This is a genomic window from Lysobacter arenosi (assembly GCF_016613475.2).
Classification (GTDB): Bacteria; Pseudomonadota; Gammaproteobacteria; order Xanthomonadales; family Xanthomonadaceae; genus Lysobacter_J; species Lysobacter_J arenosi.
Genome location: NZ_CP071517.1, coordinates 1721042 through 1746902 on the forward strand (window position 1 = coordinate 1721042; position 25861 = coordinate 1746902).

Annotated in this window: 23 protein-coding genes and 1 pseudogene; 8 read left to right on the top strand and 16 right to left on the bottom strand. The window is 67.8% G+C overall.

Going from position 1 to position 25861, the window contains the following annotated elements; genetic code table 11:
* Positions 1-3: 3 nt before the first annotated feature.
* The 5 genes from ftsB to HIV01_RS07985 form a co-directional block, all read right to left on the bottom strand.
* Entirely contained in the window at positions 4-333 is a 330-nt protein-coding gene (gene ftsB, locus HIV01_RS07965; RefSeq protein WP_200609420.1) for a cell division protein FtsB, read from the bottom strand.
* A 17-nt stretch (positions 334-350) separates the two neighbouring features.
* Entirely contained in the window at positions 351-1640 is a 1290-nt protein-coding gene (gene eno / locus HIV01_RS07970; RefSeq protein WP_200609422.1) for a phosphopyruvate hydratase, read from the bottom strand.
* 148 nt (positions 1641-1788) lie between these two features.
* Positions 1789-2622 carry a 3-deoxy-8-phosphooctulonate synthase gene (gene kdsA / locus HIV01_RS07975; RefSeq protein WP_200609424.1) on the bottom strand — a complete coding sequence of 278 codons (834 nt, stop codon included), beginning with the start codon at positions 2620-2622 and terminating at the stop codon, positions 1789-1791.
* 103 nt (positions 2623-2725) lie between these two features.
* On the bottom strand, positions 2726-4381 hold the full coding sequence (gene pyrG, locus HIV01_RS07980; protein WP_207527166.1) for a CTP synthase: 1656 nt from the start codon (positions 4379-4381) through the stop codon (positions 2726-2728).
* A 217-nt stretch (positions 4382-4598) separates the two neighbouring features.
* Positions 4599-4856, bottom strand: a complete 258-nt coding sequence (locus HIV01_RS07985) for a hypothetical protein (protein ID WP_200609428.1) — start codon at positions 4854-4856, stop codon at positions 4599-4601.
* A gap of 279 nt (positions 4857-5135) precedes the next feature.
* On the opposite strand from HIV01_RS07985, the gene parE reads away from it, so the two are divergent.
* Together parE and HIV01_RS07995 are read left to right on the top strand one after the other, a co-directional pair.
* Positions 5136-7043 carry a DNA topoisomerase IV subunit B gene (parE, locus tag HIV01_RS07990; RefSeq protein WP_200609430.1) on the top strand — a complete coding sequence of 636 codons (1908 nt, stop codon included), beginning with the start codon at positions 5136-5138 and terminating at the stop codon, positions 7041-7043.
* A gap of 302 nt (positions 7044-7345) precedes the next feature.
* Positions 7346-8842, top strand: a complete 1497-nt coding sequence (locus tag HIV01_RS07995) for an outer membrane protein assembly factor BamB family protein (RefSeq protein WP_200609432.1) — start codon at positions 7346-7348, stop codon at positions 8840-8842.
* A 30-nt stretch (positions 8843-8872) separates the two neighbouring features.
* Here HIV01_RS07995 and HIV01_RS08000 read toward each other — a convergent pair whose 3' ends face one another.
* The 8 genes from HIV01_RS08000 to HIV01_RS08035 all read right to left on the bottom strand — a co-directional run bounded on the left by HIV01_RS08000 (position 8873) and on the right by HIV01_RS08035 (position 19294).
* On the bottom strand, positions 8873-10126 hold the full coding sequence (locus tag HIV01_RS08000; RefSeq protein WP_280633593.1) for a winged helix-turn-helix domain-containing protein: 1254 nt from the start codon (positions 10124-10126) through the stop codon (positions 8873-8875).
* 10 nt (positions 10127-10136) lie between these two features.
* Positions 10137-10925, bottom strand: a complete 789-nt coding sequence (gene hutG / locus HIV01_RS08005) for an N-formylglutamate deformylase (protein WP_200609434.1) — start codon at positions 10923-10925, stop codon at positions 10137-10139.
* Positions 10926-10950: 25 nt separating this feature from the next.
* Entirely contained in the window at positions 10951-12315 is a 1365-nt protein-coding gene (gorA, locus tag HIV01_RS08010) for a glutathione-disulfide reductase (RefSeq protein WP_200609436.1), read from the bottom strand.
* On the bottom strand, positions 12312-13568 hold the full coding sequence (locus HIV01_RS08015) for an NAD(P)/FAD-dependent oxidoreductase (protein WP_200609438.1): 1257 nt from the start codon (positions 13566-13568) through the stop codon (positions 12312-12314). The genes gorA and HIV01_RS08015 overlap by 4 nt, the downstream gene beginning before the upstream one ends.
* Before the next feature lie 84 nt (positions 13569-13652).
* On the bottom strand, positions 13653-14897 hold the full coding sequence (locus tag HIV01_RS08020; RefSeq protein WP_200609440.1) for a DUF418 domain-containing protein: 1245 nt from the start codon (positions 14895-14897) through the stop codon (positions 13653-13655).
* Positions 14894-16600, bottom strand: coding sequence for an N-acyl-D-amino-acid deacylase family protein (locus tag HIV01_RS08025; protein ID WP_200609442.1), 1707 nt, complete (start codon positions 16598-16600; stop codon positions 14894-14896). Before HIV01_RS08025 ends, HIV01_RS08020 begins: the two co-directional genes overlap by 4 nt.
* An 11-nt stretch (positions 16601-16611) precedes the next feature.
* On the bottom strand, positions 16612-18627 hold the full coding sequence (locus HIV01_RS08030; protein ID WP_200609444.1) for a serine hydrolase domain-containing protein: 2016 nt from the start codon (positions 18625-18627) through the stop codon (positions 16612-16614).
* 187 nt (positions 18628-18814) lie between these two features.
* Positions 18815-19294, bottom strand: a complete 480-nt coding sequence (locus HIV01_RS08035) for an FKBP-type peptidyl-prolyl cis-trans isomerase (protein ID WP_200609446.1) — start codon at positions 19292-19294, stop codon at positions 18815-18817.
* 170 nt (positions 19295-19464) lie between these two features.
* Here HIV01_RS08035 and HIV01_RS08040 point away from each other — a divergent pair, with 170 nt between their 5' ends.
* Both HIV01_RS08040 and HIV01_RS08045 read left to right on the top strand, forming a co-directional pair.
* Positions 19465-19944: a C40 family peptidase gene (locus HIV01_RS08040; RefSeq protein WP_425600269.1), complete on the top strand. Its 480-nt coding sequence runs from the start codon at positions 19465-19467 to the stop codon at positions 19942-19944.
* A 242-nt stretch (positions 19945-20186) separates the two neighbouring features.
* Positions 20187-20784 (top strand): annotated as a pseudogene (locus tag HIV01_RS08045) (C40 family peptidase).
* Between the two features lie 54 nt (positions 20785-20838).
* Here the strand turns inward: HIV01_RS08045 and HIV01_RS08050 are convergent.
* Both HIV01_RS08050 and HIV01_RS08055 read right to left on the bottom strand, forming a co-directional pair.
* Positions 20839-21339 (bottom strand): acyl-CoA thioesterase, encoded by a 501-nt coding sequence (locus HIV01_RS08050; RefSeq protein WP_200609452.1) that lies wholly within the window; start codon positions 21337-21339, stop codon positions 20839-20841.
* 36 nt (positions 21340-21375) lie between these two features.
* Positions 21376-21960, bottom strand: a complete 585-nt coding sequence (locus HIV01_RS08055; RefSeq protein ID WP_200609454.1) for an NADPH-dependent FMN reductase — start codon at positions 21958-21960, stop codon at positions 21376-21378.
* A gap of 39 nt (positions 21961-21999) precedes the next feature.
* Between HIV01_RS08055 and HIV01_RS08060 the strand changes: the two genes are divergently transcribed.
* From HIV01_RS08060 to HIV01_RS08075, 4 genes are all read left to right on the top strand, one after another.
* Positions 22000-22509 (top strand): hypothetical protein, encoded by a 510-nt coding sequence (locus tag HIV01_RS08060; protein WP_200609456.1) that lies wholly within the window; start codon positions 22000-22002, stop codon positions 22507-22509.
* Positions 22510-22604: 95 nt separating this feature from the next.
* On the top strand, positions 22605-23489 hold the full coding sequence (gene bla, locus HIV01_RS08065; RefSeq protein WP_200609458.1) for a subclass B3 metallo-beta-lactamase: 885 nt from the start codon (positions 22605-22607) through the stop codon (positions 23487-23489).
* The gene (locus HIV01_RS08070; protein ID WP_200609460.1) at positions 23489-23977 is read left to right on the top strand and encodes an NUDIX hydrolase; all 489 of its coding nucleotides are present in this window, start codon (positions 23489-23491) and stop codon (positions 23975-23977) included. The genes bla and HIV01_RS08070 overlap by 1 nt, the downstream gene beginning before the upstream one ends.
* A gap of 5 nt (positions 23978-23982) precedes the next feature.
* On the top strand, positions 23983-24537 hold the full coding sequence (locus HIV01_RS08075; protein WP_200609462.1) for a hypothetical protein: 555 nt from the start codon (positions 23983-23985) through the stop codon (positions 24535-24537).
* A 21-nt stretch (positions 24538-24558) separates the two neighbouring features.
* Here HIV01_RS08075 and HIV01_RS08080 read toward each other — a convergent pair whose 3' ends face one another.
* Entirely contained in the window at positions 24559-25845 is a 1287-nt protein-coding gene (locus HIV01_RS08080) for a dicarboxylate/amino acid:cation symporter (protein WP_200609464.1), read from the bottom strand.
* Positions 25846-25861 lie beyond the last annotated feature (16 nt).

Here is a 25861-nt window from a genome sequence, read left to right on the forward strand (position 1 = left end):
GGGTCACTCAGGTTTCGGCTCGGTGTTTGCTTCCGGCCCCGGTGCCGCGCCTTCCGGCTCGACCACGCGGTAGAAGGTTTCGCCCGGCTTGATCATGCCCAGCTCGCTGCGTGCGCGTTCCTCGACCGCCGCCTCGCCGGACTTGAGGTCCTCGACTTCGGCGGCAAGCGCGTCGTTGCGCTGCTGCATGCCCTGGTTCTCGTGCGCCTGCTGCTGCACCTGCTGCTGCAGGCGGGCGACCGAGCGGCTGCCGCCCTCGCCCACCCACAGCCGGTACTGCAGGAACACCAGCAACCCGGCCAGTGCCAGCAGCAGCAGTCGCAAGCCGCGCATGCGCCGGGTCTCCCGGCTCAGCGCTTGAGCGAGATGAAGGCGTCGCGGCCGGCGTACTTCGCCGCGGCACCCAGCTGCTCTTCGATGCGCAGCAGCTGGTTGTACTTGGCGACGCGGTCGCTGCGGCACAGCGAGCCGGTCTTGATCTGGGTCGCGGTGGTGGCGACCGAGATGTCGGCGATGGTGGTGTCCTCGGTTTCGCCCGAGCGGTGCGAGACGATCGAGGCGTAGCGGTTGGCGTCGGCCATCGCGATCGCTTCCAGGGTCTCGGTCAGCGTGCCGATCTGGTTGACCTTGATCAGGATGGCATTGGCCACGCCCTTGTCGATGCCTTCCTGGAAGATCTTCGGGTTGGTCACGAACAGGTCGTCACCGACCAGCTGCACCTTGTTGCCGATGCGCTCGGTCAGCAGCTTCCAGCCGGCCCAGTCGTTCTCGGCCATGCCGTCTTCGATGGTGATGATCGGGTACTGCGCGGCCCAGTTGGCGAGGAAGTCGACGAACTGCTCGCTGGTCAGGCGCTTGCCTTCACCGGTGAGGTTGTACTTGCCGTTCTCGAAGAACTCGCTGGAGGCGACGTCGAGGCCGAGCAGGATGTCTTCGCCGGCCTTGTAACCGGCCTTGCCGATCGCTTCGAGGATGGTTTCCAGCGCTTCCTCGTTGCTGCGCAGGTCGGGCGCGAAACCGCCCTCGTCACCCACCGCCGTGCTCAGGCCGCGGCCCTTGAGCACCGACTTGAGCGCATGGAACACCTCGGTGCCGGCGCGCAGCGCTTCGGCGAAGTTGTCCACGCCCACCGGCAGGATCATGAATTCCTGCAGGTCGACGTTGTTGTCGGCATGCGCGCCGCCATTGATGATGTTCATCATCGGCACCGGCAGCACGGCCTCGCGGCCACCGGCCAGGTACTTCCACAGCGGCAGCTTCTTCGATGCGGCCATCGCGTGGGCGTTGGCCATCGACACGCCGAGCAGCGCGTTGGCGCCCAGGCGGCCCTTGTTCTCGGTGCCGTCGAGGTCGATCAGGCGGCGGTCGAGGCCGGCCTGGTCGGCGCCGTCGAAACCGGCCAGCGCGGTGGCAATCGCGCCGTTGACGTTCTCGACGGCCTTGCGCACGCCCTTGCCCAGGTAGCGGGTCTTGTCGCCGTCGCGCAGCTCGACCGCTTCCTTGGTGCCGGTGGAGGCGCCGGACGGCACCATCGCGCGACCGAAGCTGCCGTCGGCCAGGGTGACCTCGGCTTCGAGCGTGGGATTGCCGCGGCTGTCGAGGATCTCGCGGGCGTGGACTTTGGCGATGGTCGTGGTCATGTCGTCGAAGGTGTGGTCAATGGGGAAGTGTGGTCAAAGGGCATGGTGGCCGGACAGGCGCCAGCCGGGGACGATAGCCGAGTTGGGCCGGCGCCGCGCGGTCGCGGCGCCCTCCGGGGGTCGCAGGGGTTGGCTGCGCCCGGCATGGTCAGGCGTCGGCTTCCAGGAAACCGTTGCGCTTGGTGATCTCGTCGAGCTGCTTGAGCGTCTCCAGCAGCGCGCGCATCTTCGGCAGCGGCCAGGCGTTGGGGCCGTCGGAGAGGGCCTCGTCCGGCACCGGATGGGTTTCCATGAAGATGCCGGCAATGCCGACCGCCATCGCCGCGCGCGCCAGCACCGGCACGAACTCGCGCTGGCCGCCGCTCTTGCCGTCGGCGCCGCCGGGCAGCTGCACCGAGTGGGTCGCGTCGAACACGACCGGGCAGCCGGTGTCGCGCATCACGCTCAGCGAGCGCATGTCCGACACCAGGTTGTTGTAGCCGAAGCTGGCACCGCGCTCGCAGGCCATGATCAGCTCGTTGCCGGTGGCCTTGGCCTTGTTGGTGACGTGCTTCATCTCCCACGGGGAGAGGAACTGGCCCTTCTTGATGTTCACCGGCAGGCCGGTGCGGGCCACGTTCTGGATGAAGTCGGTCTGGCGGCACAGGAACGCCGGGGTCTGCAGCACGTCGACGACGCTGGCGACCTCGTTCATCGGCGTGTACTCGTGCACGTCGGTCAGCACCGGCACGCCGATCTGCTTCTTCACTTCGGCCAGCACCTTCAGGCCCTCTTCCAGGCCCGGGCCGCGGAAGCTGGTGCCGGAGGTGCGGTTGGCCTTGTCGAAGCTCGACTTGAAGATGAAGTTGATGCCCAGCTCGGAAGTAATCTCCTTGAGCTTTCCGGCGACGTCGAGCTGGAGCTGCATCGACTCGATCACGCACGGACCGGCGATCAGGAAGAAGGGCTGGTCGAGACCAGCTTCGAATCCGCAAAGCTTCATGCATCACTCCTGGTTGCCGTCGTCACGCGAACGACGGTCAAAGACAAACGCAAGGTGGGTCCCGGCTTCCGCCGGGACGACGTGGCGGATGCGGCCGCAGCCGTCACGCAGTGGCTTCCTTCAGCAGCCGGCCACCGGCCTGCGCCTTGTGCTCGCGCGCGGCGCGGACGAAACCGATGAACAACGGGTGGCCGTCGCGCGGCGTCGACAGGAACTCCGGGTGCGCCTGGCAGGCCAGGAACCACGGGTGCTTGTCGCGCGGCAGTTCGACCATCTCCACCAGCAGGTCGTCCATCGACTTGGCCGAGATCACCAGGCCGGCGTCCTCGAGCTGGCTGCGGTAGCGGTTGTTGAACTCGTAGCGGTGGCGATGGCGCTCGGCGACCACGTCCTTGCCGTACACCTCGCGCGCCAGCGTCGCCGGCTTCAGGCGCTGCTCCTGCAGGCCCAGGCGCATGGTGCCGCCCAGGTCGCTGTCCTCGCTGCGGCGTTCGATCTCGCCGGTGGCGGTGCGCCACTCGGTGATGAGGCCGATCACCGGATGCGGGCTGGCCTTGTCGTTCTCGGTGCTGTTGGCGCCGTCGAGGCCGCCCAGGTGGCGGGCGACGTCGACCACCGCCGCCTGCATGCCGTAGCAGATGCCGAAGTACGGCACGCCGGCCTCACGCGCGAACTTGGCGGTGAGCACCTTGCCTTCGAAACCGCGGTCGCCGAAGCCGCCCGGGACGAGGATGCCGTCAACGTCCTTGAGCGAGGCCACGCCCTGCTCCTCGATCTCGCTCGATTCCAGCCACTTCAGCTTGACCTTGGTGCGCTGGCGCAGGCCGCCGTGCTTGAGCGCCTCGGCCAGCGACTTGTAGGCGTCCTGGTGGTCGATGTACTTGCCGACCACGGCAATGCGGACTTCGTCGACCGGATGCTCGCTGGCATCGACCACTTCGTCCCATTCGGTCAGGTCGGCCGGGCCGGCGTTGATGCGCAGGCGGTCGAGCACGATCGCGTCCAGGCCTTCCTCGTGGAAGCGGCGCGGCATCTTGTAGATGTTGTCCAGGTCGACGGCCGAAATGACGGCGCGCTCGGGGACGTTGGTGAACAGCGCGATCTTGCGGCGCTCGCTGTCGGGCAGCGGCTGCTCGCTGCGGCACAGCAGCACGTCGGGCTGGATGCCGATCGAACGCAGTTCCTTGACCGAGTGCTGGGTCGGCTTGGTCTTGAGCTCGCCGGCGGCGGCGATGTACGGCACCAGGGTCAGGTGCATGAACAGCGCGCCTTCCGAGCCGCGCTCGCTGCGGATCTGGCGGATGGCCTCGAGGAACGGCAGCGACTCGATGTCGCCGACCGTGCCGCCGACCTCGACCAGAGCCACGTCGAAGCCTTCGGTGGCCTCGATGATGCAGCGCTTGATCTCGTCGGTGATGTGCGGGATCACCTGCACGGTGCCGCCCAGGTAGTCGCCGCGGCGCTCCTTGCGGATCACGTTGTCGTAGATGCGACCGGTGGTGATCGAGTTCTTGCGGCTGAGCCGGTTGCGCAGGTAGCGCTCGTAGTGGCCCAGGTCCAGGTCGGTCTCGGCGCCGTCGTCGGTGACGTACACCTCACCGTGCTGGAACGGGCTCATCGTGCCCGGATCGACGTTGATGTAGGGGTCGAGCTTCATCATCGTCACGCGCAGGCCGCGTGCTTCGAGGATGGCCGCCAGCGAGGCTGCCGCAATGCCCTTGCCAAGCGAGGACACCACGCCGCCGGTGACGAAAATCAGGGGGAGTCATGGTTTTGCTACCGCTGGAAAGCCATAGTCTACAGGCTGAGTCGCTTTCCGGCGAGCCGTCCGGGCTCCGCAGGGCCGTTCAGATGCCGCGGAATAGTCCTTCGACTTCGGCCCTGCGGGCCTACGCTCAGGACGAACGGTGATTCCACAAAAGGCAACGCCCCGGCAGGCCGGGGCGTTGCGGGTCAAACCTTTTGAGCCGGCAGGCTCAGCGGTCGTCCTCTTCCTCGGGCTCGACCTCGGGGCGGGACTTGGACTTGTCGCTCTTGCCGCCCTTGTTGGCGTCGTTCTGGGCCTTGCCGGTCTTGTCGGCCTTGCCGGACTGCGCTGCGTCGGCCTTCTGGGCCTGCGCGGCCTGTTCCTTGGCCTTGGCATCGGCCTGGGCGTCCTGCTGCTGCGCAAATGCCAGCGGCGACGCCAGCATCGCGGCGATCAGGCTCGGGAGCAGTAGCTTGCGGGTATTCATGCGTAAGACCTCCTGGGGAACAATAGCGACAGCGCCATCTTTATTGCATAACGCGTCACGGGACGCGCGGTTGACGACCGGGCGACCCTAGCGGCGCCTTCCGTAGCCGGGACTGAACGGCTTGCGCGAAGTGGCCCCGGCGGCGTCGCCATGCCCTCCCCAGATGCGGCCGGAACCCTGTCGCTTCAAGGGCGCACCCCGGGCACCGGAGCGCGCGGTTGAATTTCCGCCGCTACACGCAGACCATCCCCGCTCCTGCCCCCGCTGTCGTAGCCCCGAATGAGTTCCCGTTACAACGCAGCTGATATCGAAGTCCTGTCCGGGCTGGATCCGGTCAAACGCCGCCCCGGCATGTACACCGACACCACGCGCCCGAACCATCTGGCGCAGGAAGTCATCGACAACGCGGTCGACGAGGCCCTGGCCGGCCATGCCCGCTTCATCGACGTCACCCTGCACAGCGACGGCAGCTGCTCGGTCGGCGACGACGGACGCGGCATGCCGGTGGACATCCACCCCGAGGAGAAGATCCCGGGCGTGGAACTGATCCTCACGCGCCTGCACGCCGGCGGCAAGTTCAGCAACAAGAACTACACCTTCTCCGGCGGCCTGCACGGCGTCGGCGTCAGCGTGGTCAATGCCCTGTCGACCCTGGTCGACGTGCGCATCAAGCGCGACGGCAACGAATACCGCATGACCTTCAAGGATGGCGACCGCGCCACGCCGCTGGAAGTGATCGGCACCGTCGGCAAGAAGAACACCGGCACGCGCGTGCACTTCTGGCCCGACCCGAAGTACTTCGACACGCCCAAGTTCAACCTGCGCTCGCTGCGCCACCTGCTGCGCGCCAAGGCCGTGCTGTGCCCGGGCCTGACGGTCCGCCTGCACGACGAAGCCAGCGACGAGCGCAACGAGTGGTACTACGAGGACGGCCTGCGCGATTACCTGCGCGGTGAACTGGCCGATCGCGAGCTGCTGCCGCCGGACCTGTTCGTCGGCAAGCTGACCAAGGACACCGAGACCGCCGACTGGGCGGTGGCGTGGGTCCCGGAAGGCGAGCTGGTGCAGGAGAGCTACGTCAACCTGATCCCGACCGCGCAGCACGGCACCCATGTCAACGGCCTGCGCACCGGCTTCACCGATGCGCTGCGCGAGTTCTGCGACTTCCGCAACCTGCTGCCGCGCGGCGTCAAGCTGGCGCCGGAAGACGTCTGGGACCGCGTCGCCTTCGTGCTCAGCATCAAGATGACCGACCCGCAGTTCAGCGGCCAGACCAAGGAGCGGCTGTCGTCGCGCCAGGCCGCCGGCTTCGTCGAGGGCGCCGCGCACGACGCGTTCTCTCTGTGGCTCAACCAGCACACCGAGATGGGCGAGCGGATCGCGCAGCTGGCGATCGAACGCGCCAGCGCGCGCCTCAAGACCGAGAAGCAGGTCGTCCGCAAGAAGGTCACCCAGGGACCCGCCCTGCCCGGCAAGCTGGCCGACTGCAGCAGCCAGGATCTGTCGCGTACCGAACTGTTCCTGGTCGAGGGCGACTCGGCAGGCGGCAGTGCGCGCCAGGCCCGTGACAAGGACTTCCAGGCGATCCTGCCGCTGCGCGGCAAGATCCTCAACACCTGGGAAGTCGCCTCCGGCAGCGTGCTGGCCTCGCAGGAAGTCCATGACCTCGCCGTTGCGATCGGTTGCGACCCGGGCAAGGACGACCTGTCGGGCCTGCGCTACGGCAAGGTCATCATCCTCGCCGACGCCGACTCCGACGGCCTGCACATCGCCACCCTGCTGACGGCGCTGTTCCTCAAGCATTTCCCGTCGCTGGTTTCGGCCGGGCACGTGTTCGTGGCGATGCCGCCGCTGTTCCGCGTCGACGTGGGCAAGCAGGTGTTCTATGCGCTCGACGAGGAAGAAAAGCGGATCCTGCTGGAGAAGATCGAGCGCGAGAAGGGCGACCGCAAGAAGGGCTTCAGCGGCCAGGTCAACACGACCCGCTTCAAGGGCCTGGGCGAGATGAATCCCTCGCAGTTGCGCGAGTCGACCATCCATCCAGACACGCGCCGCCTGGTCCAGCTGACCGTCGACGACAACACCGAAACCCACTCGCTGATGGACATGCTGCTGGCCAAGAAGCGCGCCGGCGACCGCAAGCAGTGGCTGGAAACCAAGGGCGACCTGGCGACGCTGGAGGTCTGAGGCCCGACCAACTATAAAAGGGGGGCGTTGCGCGAGAGCGCCCCGCGCGCGGTACCCGCCTGGTCACCTGGCCAGGCGGTAAAAAAGGGGAAGTTGCACAAAGCTCTGGGGAGAGACTTGTGATGACGAAGCAACGTGTAGCGGTGGCGCTTTGCGTCGCCGTGGTGCTGGCTGCGTGTGGCGGTGGCGGTGGCGGTGGCGGTGGCAAAGCCAGAAGCGGACCGGTCGCGGTCGCGCCACCGCCTCCGGCTCCGCCTGCACCCCCGCCCCCGCCACCACCCCCACCCGCGCCGACGGCGTCAGTGACAGTCGCGATCAGTTCGGCGCCGGTGGCGCAGAACATCGACTACGGCGACGCCTTCAGCATGTCGCTGGACGGCACGTGGAGCGGCAGCAACCTGGGCGCGTCGGCCGTATACCTGCAGGTCGCCGACAGCGGCGGCACGTTCTCGACGCCAGCGGTGCAGGCAGCGCCTGCAAACGGCACGTTCCACTTTGCGCTGGACACGATCGCCAACGTCCAGGCCGGTGACCGCACCGGCACGCTGACGGTTCGCGCGTGCATGGACCAGGCATGTGCGCAGCAGTACACCAACGCGTCGGCGAGCCTCGGCTACCGGTTGCAGGTAGCCGCGGTGGGCGAATGGGAGACCATCCAGCGCGACGCCACGCACAATGCCTACGTACCGGTCAGGCTGGACCCGACGCGCTTTGCCAAGGCCTGGGAATGGACCTTCCCCAAAGAGGCAACGGCCGCGGACTCTTACATCCTGAGGCCGGTAACGGGTCCGGGCGCCGTGTATGTCGTCGGCGGCAACCTCGACATCAACGAAGATACTTATGGGGTCTCGGTGTTCGCGCTGGATGAAAGCAGCGGCGCAGTGAAATGGACCACGCCGGTGCCCGAGAACAATGCATCGGCACCCGCCGCTGCGGGCGGCTTGATCTACATCCCGACGTACAACAGCAGCACCCACTTCCTCGCCCTCGACGCCAACAACGGCAGTGTGCGCTTCAATTACACACAAGCTCTGCCGTCTCAGCAGTTCATCGCCCCGACAATCTTCGCAGGCACTGCCTACTTCATCGCAGGCATGAACGGCAACGAGATCCACGCCGCCAATGCGAATACCGGGGCGCGGCAGTGGGCGCAACCCCGCATCGGCCACGTGCCCACCACACCAGCGGTGGACCAGAGTTTCGCGTACTACTTCGGAAGCGGCGCGCTGAACATCGTGGATCGCCTCACGGGCGGCCCCGTTGCCTCGCTTGCGGACCCGTCTTCGGACGGTAACGACCAACCCACCACCACGGTATCGGTACTGGGTTCCCGCAGCAACGTGATCGTGAATTCGTACAAAGCAAACTCGTACCCACTAACCAGCTTCAACGTTGTTTCCCGCACCCGGGAGTGGTCCACCCAAGCCTCCTATCGCTCGCTGTTTGCGGCGGCTCCCGGCGTGATCTATGCAATCCGCCGTGGAGGAACCACGGTACCGGTGATGCATGCAATCGATGAGGCCACGGGCAACGTCGTGGGCACCTGGAGTCCGCCGGCCAGCGATGCGCAGGAGTACTCCACCGCCAACGTCGTCGCCACAAAAAACCTGGTGATCGTCAGCACGGCCTCGTTCGCAAGGCCGGGGTACACGTATGCGGTCGACAGGGCCACCATGCAGACCGTGTGGAGTTATCCGGAGTCCAGCAGCGCGGTGATCTCGGCCAATGGCACGTTGTACCTGCTCGCCGGGGACCCGCAGTTTGCGTTCACGCGGCTCATCGCGTTCAAGACGCGTTGAGCCTCAAGGCACGATTCGCCGCGGTGCGCCTCAGCGCATCGCGGCGAGCTGCGTCTTCAGCGGTCGTGCGAACGCCGCGGGGCGGCAGCGCCCCAGCGTGACCCGCGGCGTCGCGTGCCAGCGCGCGCAGTCGTCGATCGCGCGGGCCACGGATTGCGCCAGCGCCTCGTCGGCGACGATTCCCTCTTCCAGGTACAGGGCCTTGACCTCGAACACGCCCTCGCGCCGGTGCGCCTTGGCGTCGAGCCGTCCGACGAGGCGCCCGCCTACCAGGATCGGCAGCACGAAGTAGCCGTAGCGACGCTTTGGCTCGGGCGTGTAGCACTCCAGCGTGTAATCGAAGCCGAAGAATTCGCTGGCGCGTTCGCGGTCCCAGACCACCGGGTCGAACGGCGAAAGCAGCGTGGCATGGGTCGCGCGCAGGCGGCCGGAAGCAGCACGTTCCAGTTGCGGCGCCAGATCGGGATGGACGTAACCCGGTGCCGTCCATCCGCGCACTTCGACACGCAGCAGCGCGCCCTCCTCCACCAGATCGTCCAGGTCGGCGTCGCGCAGGCGCGGTCGCAGGCGGTAGTAGTCGGCAATCCAGCGTGCCTGGGTGATACCGAGCGCGCGCACCGACTTGAGCAGCAGTTCCCGCCGCGCCAGCGCGGTCGGCACCGCGGCGCTGTTCCAGTCGGTCTGCACCTCACCGATCACGCGTTCGGCGAGGTCGTAGACGCGGTGGAAGTTCTCGCGCCGGCTGACCATCAACTCGCCGAGGGCAAACGAGGCTTCCAGCCACAGCTTTTCGTTCTTCCATTGCCACCAGCCGCCGCCGCTGCCGCTGCCGGCCTCGCGCTCGAAGTCGGCCGCCTTGACCGCGCCGCGCTCGCGCACGTGGGCGAGCAGCTGTGCAATCTCGGCACCGTGCTCGGCATGGCGGTGGCGGGCGTTGCGGATCGCCCAATGATGTTCGCGATGCGCGATCGCGCTGCGCAGCAGCGTGTAGTCGCCGACCGGGGCGAAACAGGCCTCGTGCGCCCAGGTCTCGAAGATGGCGCGTTGCGCCAGCAGTTCGTCAAGCCAGTCGGCGGGATACGCGCCGACGCGCGAAAACAGCACCAGGTACGGGCTGCGCGCTACGACGTGGATGGTGTCGATCTGCAGCAGCTGCATGCGCGCGATCGCCGCGAGCAGGTCGGCCTTGCGCGCCCGCGCGCGCGGGCGCGCAGCCAGTCCCTGCGCGGCCAGGTGCAGCGCGCGCGCCTGTGCCGGCGCCAGCACCGTGACGGCGCCGGTCACGCCGTCGCCTTCATGGTTTCAGCGTTGCCTGCAGCAGGGCCGTCAGCAGCTTGCGCAGATGCGCGGCCTTGCCCGCGTCGTAGGCGAAGCTGTCCTCGTCCATGTAGTTGCGCTGGCTGATCTCCATCTGCACCGCGTCGATGCCGCGCGCCGGCTCGCCATAGTGGCGGGTGATGTAACCGCCCTTGAAGCGCCCGTTGACGATGAAGTCGTACTCGTCCTGCGCGGCCAGCAGCGACTCGAGCCGGTGCTGCAGCGCCGGCGAACAGCTGGCGCCGGCGGACGTGCCGAGGTTGAGATCGGGCAGCCGGCCTTCGAACAGGAACGGCAGGTCGCTGCCGCGGATCGAGTGCCCTTCCCACAGCACCACGCGACCGTGCTCGCCGTGGGTGCGGTCGAGTTCGCCGCGCAGCGCCTCGTGATACGGACGCCAGTAGGTGTCCACGCGCTGTGCGATCTCCGCCGGCGACGGCGCCTGGCCTTCCAGGTACACCGGCTCGCCGGTGAACTGCACGGCCGGGCACAGGCCGGTGGTGTTCTGGCCGGGGTACAGCGAGGTGTCGTCGGGCGGGCGGTTGAGGTCGACGACGTAGCGCGAATGCCGCGGCACGATGACCGACGCGCCCAGCTCGCGGGCGAAGTCGTAGAGGATCGACACGTGCCAGTCGGTGTCCGGCGCCACGCGTGCGCGCTCGGTCATGCGCTCGGCCAGCGCCTGCGGAATATGGCTGCCGTCGTGCGGCAGGCTGACCAGCAACGGCGCGGTGCCACGATGCAGGGTGTAGATTTCGTCGTTCATTTCCAAATGTCCTGTTGCAGCGCTGTCAGCGCATCAGCACCACTTCCTCGGCGCTGGTCGGGTGGATCGCCACGGTCTCGCGCAGGTCCTGCAGGGTGATGCCGCGCTTGAGGGCGACCGCGAAGCCCTGCAGGATCTCGTCGGCGGCCTCGCCCATCAGGTGGATGCCGACGACGCGGCGATCCTCGCCGACGCAGACCAGCTTGAACAGGCTGCGCTGCGGCACGTCGGCCAGTGCATTCAACATCGGCCGGAACGCGGCGCGATAGACATGCACGGCCTCGCTGCCGTGCTCGGCGCGGGCGTCGGCCTCGGTCAAACCGACCTGGCCGAACGGCGGGTGCGAGAACACCACGGTCGGGATGTCGCGCTGGTCGAGCACGGCCTGGCTGCCGCCATAGACGCGGTCCATCAGGCGGCGCGCGGCGGCGATCGCGACCGGCGTCAGCTGCGCGTTGGCGGTGATGTCGCCGACGGCATAGACGCCTTCGACACTCGTCTCGTGGCGCTCGTTGACCGCGATGCAGCCGTCGGCATCGGTGGCGACACCCACGGCCTCCAGCCCCAGGCGCTCGCTGTTGGGGCGGCGCCCGGTGGCGAACAGCACTGCATCGTAGCGATCGCTGGCGCTGCCGTCGGCGCTGCGCAGGCGAACACCGCCGCTGTCGGGTTCCACCGCGGCCAGGTGCTGGTCGAAGCAGATGCGAACGCCGGACTGTCGATAATCCTCGGTCAGTTGCTCGACCACGTCGTGGTCGAATCCCCTGAGCAGATGCGAACCGCGCACGTACATTTCGACCCGGCTGCCCAGCGCCTGCAGCACGCCGGCCAGCTCCACCGCGATGTAGCCGCCGCCGACAACGGCCACGCGCGCGGGCGCGGCGCGCCACTGGAAGAAATCGTCGGAGACGACGCCCAGGTCGGCGCCGGGGATGTCCGGTCGCTCCGGCCGCCCGCCGGTGGCGATCAGCAGGTGGCGGGCACGCAGGCGCGTCCCGTTCTCGCATTCGACCGTGCGCGAATCGACCAGGTGCGCGCGCATCGGCGCGAGCACGATGCCGGCCGCGTCCAGGCGGCGCCGGTAGCTGGAATGGATGCCTTCGATGTAGCGCTCGCGGTGGACGATGAACTCGGGCCAGTTCAGCGCCGCCGGTTGCACCGGAAAGCCCAGCGTCGGCGCGAGCTTCATCTTCGCCGCCACCTCCGCGGCCAGCCACATCGCCTTCTTCGGCACGCAGCCGACATTGACGCAGGTGCCGCCGAGCAGGTGCGGCTCGAGCAGCGCCACGCGCGCGCCGTGTTCGGCGGCGCGGAAGGCGCCTGCCAGGCCACCGGATCCGCCCCCGATCACGATGAGGTCGAATTCGCTGGTGGCTGGCCGGGTGTTCATTCGAATCGCTCGATGCGGAAGGGCGCAGGATCGATCGCCGGATCACGCCCGGCGATCAGGTCGGCGACCAGTTGGCCGGTCGCCGCGCTCATGCTGACGCCCATCATGCCGTGACCGGTCGCCAACCAGATGTGATCACGCCCTGGCACCTGGCCGATGATCGGGACGTCGTCGCAGCTCATCGGGCGCCAGCCGAACCACTGCTCCTGCTTCTGCGCGCCGACGGGTTCGTGCAGGTATTCGCCGGCGCCGCGCTCCAGCGCGGCAAGCCGGCGTGGATTGAGGCTGTCGTCAAAGCCGCTGAATTCCATGGTACTGCCGAGGCGGTATCCGCTGCCCCACGCGGTCACGCAGACCTGGCGTTCGCGCAGCACCAGCGGGCGCCTGGGCACCAGGGCCGGCGATGAATAGGTGATCGAGTAGCCCTTGCCTGGCTGCATGGTCCGCTTCAGTGCCGGTGCGCCGATGGCATCGGCCAGTTTCGTCGACCAGGCGCCCAGCGCCATGACCACCTCGCCCGCCAGCAGCTGGCCCTGGCCGGTGGTCACGCGCACACCGCCCTGCTCGGCCACGGCACCGACGAATGCGCAGTCCTCGACGATGGTGCCGCCACGCTCGCGGACCACGCGCGCCAGCTCGGCGACGTAGCGGTCAGGGCGCAGCACCGCATCGCCGTTGAAGCGGATTGCGCCGGCCAGGCCGGGCTTGAGCGCCGGCTCCATGGCCTCGTAGGCACGGCCGTCGACGACATCGACGGCAACGCCGAGCTCGCGCAGCAGGCCGACCTCTTCGAGCGTGTGCTCGAAATAGTCCTGGGTGCGGAAGATGTAGTCCTCGCCGGACGGCGCGAACTCGCAGGCCAGCGAATACTGCTCGACCCATTGCGCCAGTCGCGCGCGCGAGTCGTTGAGGATCGCCGACTTGGCCACGGCGCTGGCGCGCCAGTCGCGCTCGTTGCAGCGCAGGGCGAAGCGCAGCAGCCAGGACCACAGGCGTGGGTCGAAGCGCGGCGGCACATACAGCGGCGCATCCGGGGTCAGCATCCAGCGCAAGGCCTTGAGCACCACGCCGGGTGCGGCCAGCGGCGGCGCATGGCTGGGCGTGATCGTGCCGCAATTGCCGTGCGAACTGCCGCCGCCGATGCGGCCGGCATCGATCACGCGCACGCTTCGACCGGTTTCCAGGAGGGCAAGGGCGCAGGCCAGGCCGATCACGCCGGCGCCGACGATCAGGACATCTTCGCGTTGTTCCATGGGGGCAAGTTTAGTCGCTCGTGTGGGCTCGGCCATCAGACGAAGGTCTTCTCGATTGTTGCGTGTTGATCCATGGCGCAGTGATCAGCGTGCGCGCATCGCTGGAAAGTGCCGATACGTCCATGCCCGCCAGAGCCATTCCGCCGGGCCATGGCGGAAGTACGCCAGCCAGACCCGGCTGAGCAGCACCTGCAGCGCGAATCCCACCACCACGCCAGCCACCTGCCAGCGCCGCGGCACACTGCCCCACAGCCCCAGCCCGTAGCCATAGAACAGCCAGGTGCCGACCAGCGATTGCAGCAGATAGTTGCTGAGCGCCATCCGTCCGGCGGGTGCGAGCAGGCCTAGCACGCGAGCGCCCAGGGCCGTCTGCACCGCGCCGACGAGCAGCGCCAGGTAGCCCAGGCTCAGCAGCGGACCAGCGGCCAGCATCACCGCCATCGCCAGCATCGCGTGCGCGCTGTCGTCCTTCCAGTCCAGTTGCACGGTCACCGCCGCGCTCAGCAGTGCCAGCACCAGTCCGGCAGGAAGGGCGAAGCGACGCAGGCGGCGGTATAGCAGCGCGTGCGCGGCCGGGTCGGCGATCGCGCCGCTGCGAAGCAGCCAGGCACCGATCAGGAAGATGCCGAGGGCGAAACACTCGAACACCAGCATTTCCGGGATGTGGGTCAGCAGGTATTCCGCGCGGACCACGGTCGCCTGCCACCACGAACCGGTGGAATAGGCGGCGATCTCGGCGGCACGCGCAGCCTGCTCGGCGGCTTCGTGCGCGGAACCGGCATGGTCGTCGCCCGCGCTCGACCCGGCCGCCTGCATGGCCAGCATGACCACAGACATCAGCAGCAGGCCGAGCACCGGCGCGCCGTACAGCAGCGCGCCCAGGCGTCCCTGCTTCTGTGGCGATGCATCGCGGAACAGCAGCAACAGCAGCGCTCCGATGGCGTAGGTGACGAGAATGTCGCCGGCCCAGATCGCCAGCGCGTGCACCAGCCCGATGACCAGCAGGCCGAGGCTGCGACGCACGTACAGCTTCGAAAAGCCGCCGCCGGCCGCGTGCGTGCGCGTGGCCATCAGCGCGAAGCCCATGCCGAACAGCAGCGAGAACAGGATCCAGAACTTGCCCTGCACGAACACGTAGATCAGCCACGACAGGACGTAGTCAACTCCGCGCAGTGCCGGATCGACGCCGCTGCCGACATCGGCCAGCGGACGGCCGAAGTACTCGACGTTCATCAGCGCGATGCCCAGCAGCGCGAATCCGCGCAGGACATCGAGCGTGTGCAGACGTTGGCGCGCTTCCACCGGCGCCAGCGCAACCGCCTCGGTCATGGTTTTGCCTGTGCCGCGCCCTGCCAGCCCGGACCGCGCACCACCCGTCCGGGTTTGGCACCGGTGTGCTCGCCATCGCGAAGCACCTGCACGCCGTTGACGAACACGTCGCTGACGCCGGTGGCGTACTGCTGCGGCTTGGCGAAGGTGGCATTGTCGCGGATCGCGGCCGGATCGAACACCGCGATATCGGCGAAACAGCCGACCGTGAGGCAACCGCGATCCTTGAGCTTCCAGTTGCGCGCGGGCAGGCCGGTCAGGCGGAACACCGCCTGCTCCAGCGGCATCAGCTTTTGCTCGCGCACGTAGTGGCCAAGGAAGCGGGCGAAGTTGCCATAGGCGCGCGGGTGCGTGCTGGACTTGAGGAACACGCCTTCCGGCGCCGAGGACTCGGCGTCCGAGCCCAGGCTCACCCACGGCTGGCGCAGGCCCAGTTCGACGTTGTCCTCGCTCATCAGGAAGTAGGCGGTGTCGACCCGGTAATCGTCCTCGACGATCAGGTCGACAACCGTGTCCTCGGCGCTGGTACCACGACGCTTGGCGACTTCCGCCAGGGTCAGGCCGGTGAGCGGCTTGAGCTTGTCGCTCTTGAATCCGATGAACTGCACGCGTTCGGGCGAGCCGGCCTGCAGACGCAGGTTCTCCCACTTGCCATCGATGCGCTTCATCTCGGCGATGATGCGTGCGCGCGTCGCCGGATCCTTCAGGCGACGGATCATCGCGTCGTGGCCACCGTCCTGCACCCACGGCGGCAGGCTCGCGTCCAGCCCCGTCGCGCCGGCGGTGTAGGCGTACATGTTGGCGGCGATGTCGACGCCCTGCCCGCGCGCGCCGTCGATGCGCGAAATGGCTTCGGCCATCTTCGGCCAGTTGCCCTGCCCGGCCGCCTTGAGGTGGTAGACCTCGACATGCTGGCCGGTGGCGCGGCCGATCGCGATCGTCTCGTCGAGCGCCTCGAGCATGCCGTTGGCTTCGCTGCGCATGTGCGCGACGTAACCGCCACCGCTTTCGGCGGCCGCCTGCGACAGCGCGATCAGCTCGTCGGTGCGCGCATAGAATCCCGGCGGGTAGATCAGCGAACCGCCGACACCGAGCGCCCCTTCGCGCATCGCCTGGCGGACCTGGTCCTGCATCCGTGCCAGCTGCTGCGCATCGGGCTGCACATCGGCCTCACCCAGTTCGTGGATGCGCACCGTGGCGGCGCCGACGAACGAGGCGACGTTGGGCGTGATACCGCGGTGTTCCAGGTACTCCAGGTACTGGCCGAGCGTGGTCCACTCGATCGGATAGCGGATGTCGCCCTGCTGCTTGACGGCCTCGGTCTTCATCGCCGGCGTCAGCGGTCCCATCGACCAGCCTTCGCCGAAGATCTCCAGGGTTACGCCCTGGCGTGTGTCTGCCTGGCCGCGGCCATCGGCGATCAGCGATTCGGTCGCCCAGCTGAGCACGTTGATGAAGCCCGGCGTCACCGCCTGGCCACGCGCATCCACTTCCTTCGTCGCCTGCGCCGGCGCGCCCGGCGCCAGCAACGCCGCGATGCGGTCGCCGCGCACGGCGACATCGACACGCCGGGCCGGTGCACCGCTGCCGTCGAAGACCTGGCCGTTGCGGATCACCAGGTCGTAGTGCGGAACTTCCGGCGGAGCCGACCCGGTACAGGCAGTCAGCGCGATGGCGAGAGCGATTGCGGACGGACGCAGCACGGACAGTCTCCTCAGAGTTTCCAGCCAACCATGTTCCAGGACCACATCAGCACGGCGGCGAAGGCGAAGATCGCGACGGCGCCGGTGTGCCTCAGCTTGCGCCAGAAGCCCCAGGTGCGCGCCCGCCATGCCGGCCACAACTGCACGATGCACACCGCCGTCAGCAGCATGACCGGCAACGCCCACCACAACGCCAGCCGCAGCGGCAGGCCCGGATAGCTGAACATCAACGCATCGCCGCCCTGGACGATGCCGACGGCGGCGATGGCCAGCAGCACGGCCAGCACCAGCCAGGCCGCCGCGGTGATGTACAGCCATTGCGCGCTGCGCATCGCCGCCATCGCTTCGCCGTTGCGGCGCTTCCAGCGTCGCATCCAGGCGCCGGTGATGACGGCCAGCGCGGTCAGCGCCGCCAACACGATAAGTGCGATCAGCAGTTGCGAATCATCGAGCGTGCCGGCGCGGTCGTAGACATCGTGGCCACCGGGACTGACGAAACCGGTGACCGCACCGTCCTGGCCGACGAGGAAGGCCAGGCGCCCCGGACCCTGCAGGGCACGGAACACATGCGGCTTCTCCTCAACCCAGCGCGAGCTTTCACCGCCTGCGGTCAGGGTCAGGTAGCCGTCGTCGGTGACAGCGACGGTGGCGGCACTGGCCAGCAGCAGTTTCTCGAAGCCGAGGAACGGGCGGCGTTCGCCCAGGTACTTGCCGGCGTAGACGAGGCCACGCGTGGCGAAGTCCTTCGGCGGCGCGGGCAGTGCGGCATCGCGGGCGCGCGGGAAGTAGCGCTGCAACAGCAATTGCGGCAGTTCCGCGGCCAGTCGCGCGCCGTTGTCGGTATTGGTCGAGACAAACACGCCAAAACCCAGTTCCGGCACGGCCACCAGGTTGGAATGGAAATACAGCGTCGCCCCACCGTGCTCCAGGCTCTGCACCTGGCCGTAGCGCTTGCGGAAGAAACCGTAGGCGAAGCCGGTGGCATCGGGCGCGTTGCGGAACAGCGGTTCGCCTTCCAGGCGCGCGAAGGCCGCGGCCGGAATGATCTGGCGGCCATCGAGCTGGCCGCGATTGACCAGCATCGTCAGGTAGCGCGCCATGTCGGCGGCATTGCTGGAGACGCTGCCGGCCGGCGCGATCTGCGCGATGTACTCGAACGGCTCGCTGGTGTAGCCGCCGCCTTCGCGCTTGAAACCCTGTGACCACAGCCCCTGGAAGCGCGCATCGGCACTGCGCGCGTCGCCCTGTCCGAGCGGCTCGCGGAAGGTCGTCAACGGCATGCCCATCGGCTCGAACAGGTCGCGCTCGGCCAGCGCCTCGAACGGCACGTCGTTGACCCGCGCCAGCACGGCGCCGAGCAGCGCCAGCGAATAGTTCGAGTAGACCGCATGCGTGCCCGGCGCACGTACGCGCGCCGGCCGGTGATTGAGCAGGTAGTCATGCAGGCTCAGCGAACTTTCCGGCGCGCTGGCGAACAGGTGACCGAGTGCGGTGTCTTCGTAGCCGGCGCTGTGGGTGAGCAGGTGGCGCACCAGCACCGGCGGATAGCCGTCATCGGGCAGGCGCAGGTCGGCCGGCAGGTAATCGTTGACCGGCGCATCCAGCGACAGCTTGCCGGCGTCGATGAGCTTGAGCGCCTCCAGATAGGTGAAGGTCTTGGACACCGAACCGACGCGGAACAGCGTGCGCGCCGGATCGACATCGCGATGCGGCGACTGCGCGGCCATGCCGTAGCCGCGCAGCAGCAGCGGCCCCTGCTGATCGACCACCGCCACGGTGACGCCGGCGATGCCGAGGCGGCGCATGTAGCCTTCGATCACGCCGTCGACATAGGCCGACAGGTCGGCGGCATCGACCGCACGCGGCGGTGGCGGCGCGAGTGCATCGACGGCCGTGTCTGGGGTATCGGCGGGAGCCGCGGGCAAGGCGACCTGGGGTGGAGCGGCGGCGGCATTCGCCACAGCGACCGTGCCAATCGCCAGTGCCAGCGCGACGATCCGCGCCCAGTGCAAGCCAGTTGCCGCCATCGACGCACCCCTCCCCAGGAGAAGCGCCGATTAAAGCATGGGCGTGGGGAGCAAGGGCAAAGTCGGAATGGATCCCGGCGTTCGCCGGGATGACGTGACAGGGCTGATGAGATGCGGGCCTGCCGGCGGCGCAAACGAAAACGGCCCGCTTTCGCGGGCCGTCAGTTCGCTGAAAGGAGGTCAGCGATCAGTGCTGATGACCACCTTCACCGTGGACATGGCCGTGCTCGACTTCTTCGGCCGAAGCTTCACGCACTTCCACGATCTCAATGGCGAAGTGCAGATCCTTGCCGGCCATCGGATGGTTGAGATCGACGTCGACCACGCTCATGCCGACCTTCTGGATCGTGACGGCGCGCGGACCAAAGTTGGTCGGCAGCACGGCCTGCATGCCCGGCTCCAGGCGCGCACCCTGGAAATGCTTCTTCGGCACGCGCTGGGTCAGGCCCTCGCGACGCTCGCCGTAGGCATCGACCGCAGCGACGTCGACTTCGAACTTGTCGCCGGCGACATGGCCTTCCATCGCCTTCTCCAGGCCCGGGATGATGTTGCCGTGGCCGATCAGGATCGCCAGCGGCTCGCGGCCTTCCGAACTTTCAAGCGTCTCCTGGCCCTGCTCGGAGACGGAGTAATGGAAAAGGACGACGCGATCTTTCTCGATGTTCATTGCAGGGGGCTCGAAATGGAATGCTGCCGCCGATACGGCAGCTGGGGGCGGCGACGGCTTGACCGTCGGCAACATGAACGGCCAAGCTAACGGCCGTGACGAAAGCGCCGCATTATCCCGGCAAGACCGCCCCCGCGCCACTGCGCGGAGCGCGCACCATTTCCCTCGCGGTGCTCTGCCTGGCCCTCGCCGCCTGCGGTGGCAGCCAGCAGACCGTACGCCAGTCGCGGCCACCGGCCCGGGCGTGGCCTGCGGTCCAGCCCGCCGATCCGGCCGCCGCCAATGCGGTGCTGATGCGGGCGATCAGCCTGGTCGGCACGCCCTACCGGTACGGCGGCAACACGCCGGAAAGCGGCTTCGACTGCAGCGGGCTGGTCAACTATGTCTACCGCGACATGCTCGACCTGCGCCTGCCGCGGACTTCGCGCGACCTGGCCAGCTTCCAAGGCCCGAAGATCGTCCCCGACCGCCTCGCCGCCGGCGACCTGGTGTTCTTTGGCCAAGGCGGCAACGTCAGTCACGTCGGCATATATGTAGGCGAAGGCCGCTTTGTGCATGCGCCCAGCACCGGCGGAACCGTCCGCCTGGACACACTGGACGGCAGCTACTGGCGGGACCACTACAGCGGAGCCAAGCGTGTGCTGAACTAGGTGGTTCAGTAATTTTAATGAACGGGGACTTGGACTTAGCAGTGGCACGAATTGTGACCATCCACAGTCCGCTTAATGACTTTTTAACGAAAAATGAACCCAATCCAAGGGTTTGGCAGGCATGATCCCCCGGTCGACGACTTCGTGATGACCGCGTGACGCTCAACCCGCCCCGCTCCGGCCAAGCCGCCGTAACCTTCCGCCGCCCCTTCCGGGCGGGCGTCCAATTCTTCCTCGCTGCCATGCTGGCCGTGCTGGCTGTGCCGGCGTTCGCCCAGCAGGTGCCGTCCTCGTCGCTGGCCGCTGACTCGGCCGACGCACCGGCCCCGACCACCAGCAACATGCTGCCCGAAGCGATGGGCCTGTCCGATCGCGCCCTGCTGCTGGCCACCGACCTCAACCGCCTGTTCGCCCCCGGGTGCCATCGACGCTGCCGCGTCCGTGCCGCCGGCGCAGCAAGGCAAGATCGCCACCGTTCTGCAGCGCGCGATGGCCCTGCTTGGCACCCCGTACCGCTGGGGCGGCACCGATCCGAACAAGGGCTTCGATTGCAGCGGCCTGGTCGGCTACGTGTTCCGCAACGCCCTGGGCATCGACCTGCCGCGCGTCTCGCGCGAAATGGCCAAGAGCGGCGAGCTGGTCACCGACCGCGCCAAGCTCAACGCCGGCGACCTGGTGTTCTTCGGCCGTCGCGGCCGCGTCGACCATGTCGGCATCTACGTCGGCGAAGGCCGCTTCGTGCACGCTCCGAGCCGCGGCAAGGACGTCCAGGTGTCGAGCATGGACACCGGCTACTGGAGCGCGAAGTTCATGCAGGCACGCCGCCTCGACGGCATCTGAGCGACGCGACAGCGCGCTTGCCGAAAGGCCGCCCCCAGGGCGGCCTTTTTCGTCTCAGACTTCCTGCGCCACCTGGCTCAGCTCGTTCATCGTCGCCTCGATGCCCTTGCTCAGGTCCATCACCTTGAGCGCGTACTCGCCCAGGTGCCGGTCGACGTCGGTGAGCGGCGTCCACGGCGGCACCGGCGTGGGCTTGCCGTCGACACCGTCCAGCGCGACGAAGACGATCACGCAGTGCGTGCACAACCGGTCGCACTCCGGGCCATCCATCGGATCGCGCGCCTTCACGTCGACCGCGAAATGCATGCTGGTCGTGCCGGTGTGCACCAGCTTGGTGTGCACCGTGACCATGTCGGAAATGCGGATCGGCGCGACGAAGCGGATACCGCCCACGGCCACCGTCACGCTGTAGGTCCCGGCCCAGCCGACCGCCGCCGCATACCCGGCCTGGTCGATCCACTTCATCACCACGCCACCGTGGACCTTGCCGCCGTAATTGACGTCGGACGGCTCGGCGAGGAAACGCAGGTTCAGTTCACGCTGTCTACCGCTCATGGCTGGGCTCCGCTGTGGGATGCGTGGCTTTGAAGATCAGGCGAGGGTCGCCCGCACGTGGCGCACTACGGCATTGGCCACGCCGTGCACACCGTTCCTGAGTCGATCGTCGTTGAGGATGCCGTAATCGGGCAGCTTGTCGGCGGCCTGACCAACGGCGACCTGCTGCGGCACCACCAGCAGGCCAAGTTTTGCAAGCGCATCACGCAACACCAGCAGAGAACGCAGTCCGCCGAGCGGACCGGGCGACGCCGACACGATGCCGGCGACCTTGTCCTGGAACAACGCGACACCGGACCCGCCGGCGTCGGTCGGCCGCGAGATCCAGTCGAGCGTGTTCTTCACCAGCGCCGGCATCGAACCGTTGTACTCCGGCGTGCTGATCAGCAGCCCGTCGTGGCTGGCCATCAGCGCCTGCAACTGACGCACCGCATCGGGCATGCCCGCCGCCTCGATGTCGCCGTCGTAGACCGGCAGCGAATAGTCGCGCAGCTCGATCAGCGTCACCTCCGCCCCGGCAGTGCGCGCGCCCTCGACCAGGACATGGATCAGGCGCCGGTTGTAGGAGCCCTGGCGCAGGCTTCCGGCAAAGGCGAGCAAACGGGGAACAGCAGCAGGCATTCCTGGCTCCGTGGTGCGTGGATCGGCGGAGGGACGATTATGCGCGGCACGCGTGAGCTTGCGGCATGGCCGCGCCCGGGCGATCCTCGCGCCCAGGGAATCGAGCAGGCAATCGAGGACGACATCATGGGGCGGACGATCCTGGGCATGCTGGTCGGCGTGGCAGTCGCAGTAGCGATGATCATGCTGGTGGAAATGCTTGGCCACTCGGCCTGGCCGCCACCGCCGGGGCTGGACATCACCGATCCGGCCAACGAGGCCGCCTTCGCCGCCTTCGTCGCGCAGATGCCGCTCGGCGCCAAGCTCATGGTGCTGCTGGCCTGGCTGCTGGGCACGTTCACCGGCGCCCTGGTCGGGGCGAAGATCGCCCGCCACCAGACCGCCGCCGCGCTGCTGGTCGCGCTGGTGGTGATGTCCGGCGTACTCGGCATGATCCTCAAGATCCCGCACCCGGGCTGGCTGTCGGTGTGCGGCCTGGTGCTGCCGATCCCGGTGGCCTTGCTGGCGGTGCGATTGGTGTACCGGCGCAACACGCTGCCGAAGGTGTAGGCGACAACCAGACACAACGGGTGAACACCGGCACATATCGGCCGCATCAAAATCGCCGAAACTGTGCGCCCCCTCGTGAGCCGTTGCCGATGCCCATGCCGCGCGTTTCCGCTGTCGCCTCCCTGCTGCTGATCGCAATCGCCTCGCCTGCGGCCGCAGCGCCGCCGCGGAAAGCGGAACCGGCCTTGCCGCAATTGAAGGCCTATGAAACCAAGGAGGAATGGCGGCAACCGGTGCCACCGTTCCGCATCGGCGACCACACCTGGTACGTCGGCACGGCCGGCCTGAGCGCGTTGCTGGTAAAGACCGACGCCGGCGCCGTGCTGATCGACGGCGGCATGCCGCAGGCCGCGGACATGATCCTGGCGCGCATGCGCGAACTCGGCGTGGCGCCATCGGACCTCAAGTACATCCTGCACAGCCACGCCCACGCCGACCACTCCGGTCCACTTGCCGCGATCCAGCGCGCGACCGGCGCCCGCGTGGTCAGCAATGCCGAATCGGACGCCCTGCTCGCCCGCGGCGGCAGCGCGGACCTGCATTTCGGTGACGAGATCCAGTTTCCGCCGCTGCGCGCCGACCGCCTGGTCCTCGACGACGAGGTGCTGGAACTGGGCGGCATGCGCTTCACCGTGCACTTCACGCCGGGTCATACCCCGGGCAGCATGAGCTGGACCTGGGACGACACGCGCAACCGCAAGCCGTTGCGCATCGCCTACGTCGACAGCCTGTCGGCACCGGGCTATCACCTGGCCAGCAATCCGCGCTACCCGCACATCGTCGACGACTACCGTCGCAGCGTGGATGCCGTGCGCGCGTTGCCCTGCGACGTGCTGATCACGCCACACCCCGACGCCAGCGGCTGGACACCTGCCAACACCAGCGCGCCGCATCCGCAGCCGATGACCTGCGCGGACTACGCAACGCGTGCCGCGGCCCGGCTCGATGAGCAGCTCAAGGCCGAAGAGGCGAAACACTGATGCCGTACACGCCGATCGTGGCCACCCTGGGCTACGTCCTCTCGCCCGACGGAAGTCATGTGCTGATGGTCCATCGCAATGCGCGCCCGGACGATCACCAGCTAGGCAAGTACAACGGCCTGGGCGGCAAACTCGAACCGCTCGAGGATGTCGTCGCCGGCATGCGCCGCGAGATCCACGAAGAGGCCGGCATCGACTGCGAGGAACTGCAACTGCGCGGCACGATCAGCTGGCCCGGATTCGGCAAGCACGGCGAGGATTGGCTGGGCTTCGTGTTTGTGATCACCCGCTTCAGCGGCACGCCGCACGCGAGCAACCCGGAAGGCACGCTGGAATGGGTGCCGCTGGACCGGCTGGACGAACTGCCGATGTGGGAAGGCGACCGCAACTTCCTGCCGCTGGTGTTCGATGACGATGCACGCTCGTTCCATGGCGTGATGCCTTACCGCGATGGCCGCATGGTGTCGTGGTCGTATTCGCGGGTCTGAACCCCATGCCGACACGAGCATTGCCGGTGTTGATTGCGCTGCTGGCCACCGGCTGCGCAACCGCGCCGCTGCCAGCAAGCGTCGAGGTCGCATCGCACTCCGGCCAGGTCGGCATGCGCGATATCAGCGCCGTCATCGCGCCGACGACGCGGATGCAGCTGGCCGACAACGAATCGTTCCTGATGCCGCTCGACGACAGCGCCAACGCCACGCCGGCGTATCCGGATGCGCTGCTGGCGCAACGCCTGCCGGCGCAGATCGTGTGCATGCGCGTCAGCGTCGATCGCGACGGCGCCGTCACCTCGTCGGCGCCGATGGTGAAGATGCCCGAATGCCCCGGCCCTGAGCTGGTCAATGCGGCATTCTTCGGCGCGGCAGCCAAGGCCGTCGCCGGCTGGCGATTCGATCCTGCGCTGCGCTGCGTGTTCCCCGATGCGAAGACCAGGGAGAACACGATTGCCAGCTGTGGCGGATTCCAGGCGATTCCCGAAGCGGTCAGCCTGACCTACCGTTTCGTCTTCGAGCAGAAGGACGGCCGCGGCAGCGTGCGCGTGCTTTAGCGCCCTGCCGGGCGGGCAATCTCAAATACGCCCGATCTCGGCCCGCTCGCCCTCGGCGATGCCCAGGTTGCTCGAAGCGGCCTCGTAGACCTCGCGGTCGAGCATGCCGGTCTCCTTGGCCACCAGCACCGGCACCAGCATCTGTCCGGTGACGTTGGTCATCGTGCGCATCATGTCGAGCACGCGGTCGATCGCGACCAGGTAACCGATGCCTTCCAGCGGCAGGCCGGCCGCCGACAGCACCAGGGTCACCATCACGATCGCCGTGCCCGGCACGCCGGCGGTGCCGAAGCTGCCCAGCACCGAAGCGATGAGGATGGTGAAGTACTGGCCCGGTTCCAGGTGCAGGCCGAAATACTGCGCGACGAACAACGACGTCAGCGCCGGATAGATCGCACCGCAGCCGTCCATCTTGATGCTCGCGCCCAGCGGCACGGCGAATGCGGCGTAGTCCTTGTCGACGCCCAGGTTGTGCGTCACCGAGCGGATTGCCGCCGGCATCGCCGCGAAGCTCGACGATGCCACGAACGCCACCTGCATGCCCGGCGCCGCGCCGCGGAAGAACTTCAGCGGGTTGAGCCCATGCACCAGCAGCAGGCTGCCGTAGACGAAGACGATGTGCAGCGCGCACGCCAGGTACAGCGCGAACACGAACGTGCCCAGCGGCAGCAGCTTTTCGAAACCGTAAGCGCCGACCAGCGAAGCGATCAGGCCGAACGTGCCCAGCGGGGTCAGCTCGAGCACGAAGCGGGTGACCTGCACCATCGTGTCGCTGGCCTCGGCGGCGAGCTTGCGCAGGGTCGCGGTGCGCTCGCCGAGCTTGACCAGGGCGAAGCCGACCAGGCCGGCGAACACGATCACCTGCAGGATCTTGCCGTCGCTCAACGCCTTGAACGGATTGGTCGGGATGACGTCGAGCAGCACCTGCGTCGCCGACGGCACTTCGCGCACGGTGTAGTCCGGCGCCACCGTCAGCCCGGCCAGGCCGTGACCGGGTTGCAGCAACCAGCCGACCGAAAGGCCGACGCCGACCGCCAATGCCGCGGTGATCGCGAACCAGACGAACGTGCGCCCGCCCAGCGCGGCGACGGACTTCTGACCGTGCAGGCTGCTGATGGCGTTCATCACCGCGAAGAACACCAGCGGCACCGCGATCATCTTGATGCCGTTGACGTAGATCGTGCCGAGCGGGCCGAACCAGGTTTCGGCGGAATGGCCGAACAGCCAGCCGGCGAGCGCACCCAGCACGAATCCGGCCAGCACGCGCTGCCAGAACGGGATGCGGAGCCAGGCCGAAACCACCTTCATCGGGACCGTCGCTTTG

Excerpts from the sequence above, each read along its gene's own strand:
- ftsB (WP_200609420.1), bottom strand. The coding sequence starts at position 333 with ATGCGCGGCTTGCGACTGCTGCTGCTGGCACTGGCCGGGTTGCTGGTG.
- eno (WP_200609422.1), bottom strand. The coding sequence starts at position 1,640 with ATGACCACGACCATCGCCAAAGTCCACGCCCGCGAGATCCTCGACAGC.
- kdsA (WP_200609424.1), bottom strand. The coding sequence starts at position 2,622 with ATGAAGCTTTGCGGATTCGAAGCTGGTCTCGACCAGCCCTTCTTCCTG.
- HIV01_RS07985 (WP_200609428.1), bottom strand. The coding sequence starts at position 4,856 with ATGAATACCCGCAAGCTACTGCTCCCGAGCCTGATCGCCGCGATGCTG.
- parE (WP_200609430.1), top strand. The coding sequence starts at position 5,136 with ATGAGTTCCCGTTACAACGCAGCTGATATCGAAGTCCTGTCCGGGCTG.
- hutG (WP_200609434.1), bottom strand. The coding sequence starts at position 10,925 with ATGAACGACGAAATCTACACCCTGCATCGTGGCACCGCGCCGTTGCTG.
- gorA (WP_200609436.1), bottom strand. The coding sequence starts at position 12,315 with ATGAACACCCGGCCAGCCACCAGCGAATTCGACCTCATCGTGATCGGG.
- HIV01_RS08015 (WP_200609438.1), bottom strand. The coding sequence starts at position 13,568 with ATGGAACAACGCGAAGATGTCCTGATCGTCGGCGCCGGCGTGATCGGC.
- HIV01_RS08020 (WP_200609440.1), bottom strand. The coding sequence starts at position 14,897 with ATGACCGAGGCGGTTGCGCTGGCGCCGGTGGAAGCGCGCCAACGTCTG.
- HIV01_RS08030 (WP_200609444.1), bottom strand. The coding sequence starts at position 18,627 with ATGGCGGCAACTGGCTTGCACTGGGCGCGGATCGTCGCGCTGGCACTG.
- HIV01_RS08035 (WP_200609446.1), bottom strand. The coding sequence starts at position 19,294 with ATGAACATCGAGAAAGATCGCGTCGTCCTTTTCCATTACTCCGTCTCC.
- HIV01_RS08050 (WP_200609452.1), bottom strand. The coding sequence starts at position 21,339 with ATGAGCGGTAGACAGCGTGAACTGAACCTGCGTTTCCTCGCCGAGCCG.
- HIV01_RS08055 (WP_200609454.1), bottom strand. The coding sequence starts at position 21,960 with ATGCCTGCTGCTGTTCCCCGTTTGCTCGCCTTTGCCGGAAGCCTGCGC.
- HIV01_RS08060 (WP_200609456.1), top strand. The coding sequence starts at position 22,000 with ATGCGCGGCACGCGTGAGCTTGCGGCATGGCCGCGCCCGGGCGATCCT.
- bla (WP_200609458.1), top strand. The coding sequence starts at position 22,605 with ATGCCGCGCGTTTCCGCTGTCGCCTCCCTGCTGCTGATCGCAATCGCC.
- HIV01_RS08070 (WP_200609460.1), top strand. The coding sequence starts at position 23,489 with ATGCCGTACACGCCGATCGTGGCCACCCTGGGCTACGTCCTCTCGCCC.
- HIV01_RS08075 (WP_200609462.1), top strand. The coding sequence starts at position 23,983 with ATGCCGACACGAGCATTGCCGGTGTTGATTGCGCTGCTGGCCACCGGC.
- HIV01_RS08080 (WP_200609464.1), bottom strand. The coding sequence starts at position 25,845 with ATGAAGGTGGTTTCGGCCTGGCTCCGCATCCCGTTCTGGCAGCGCGTG.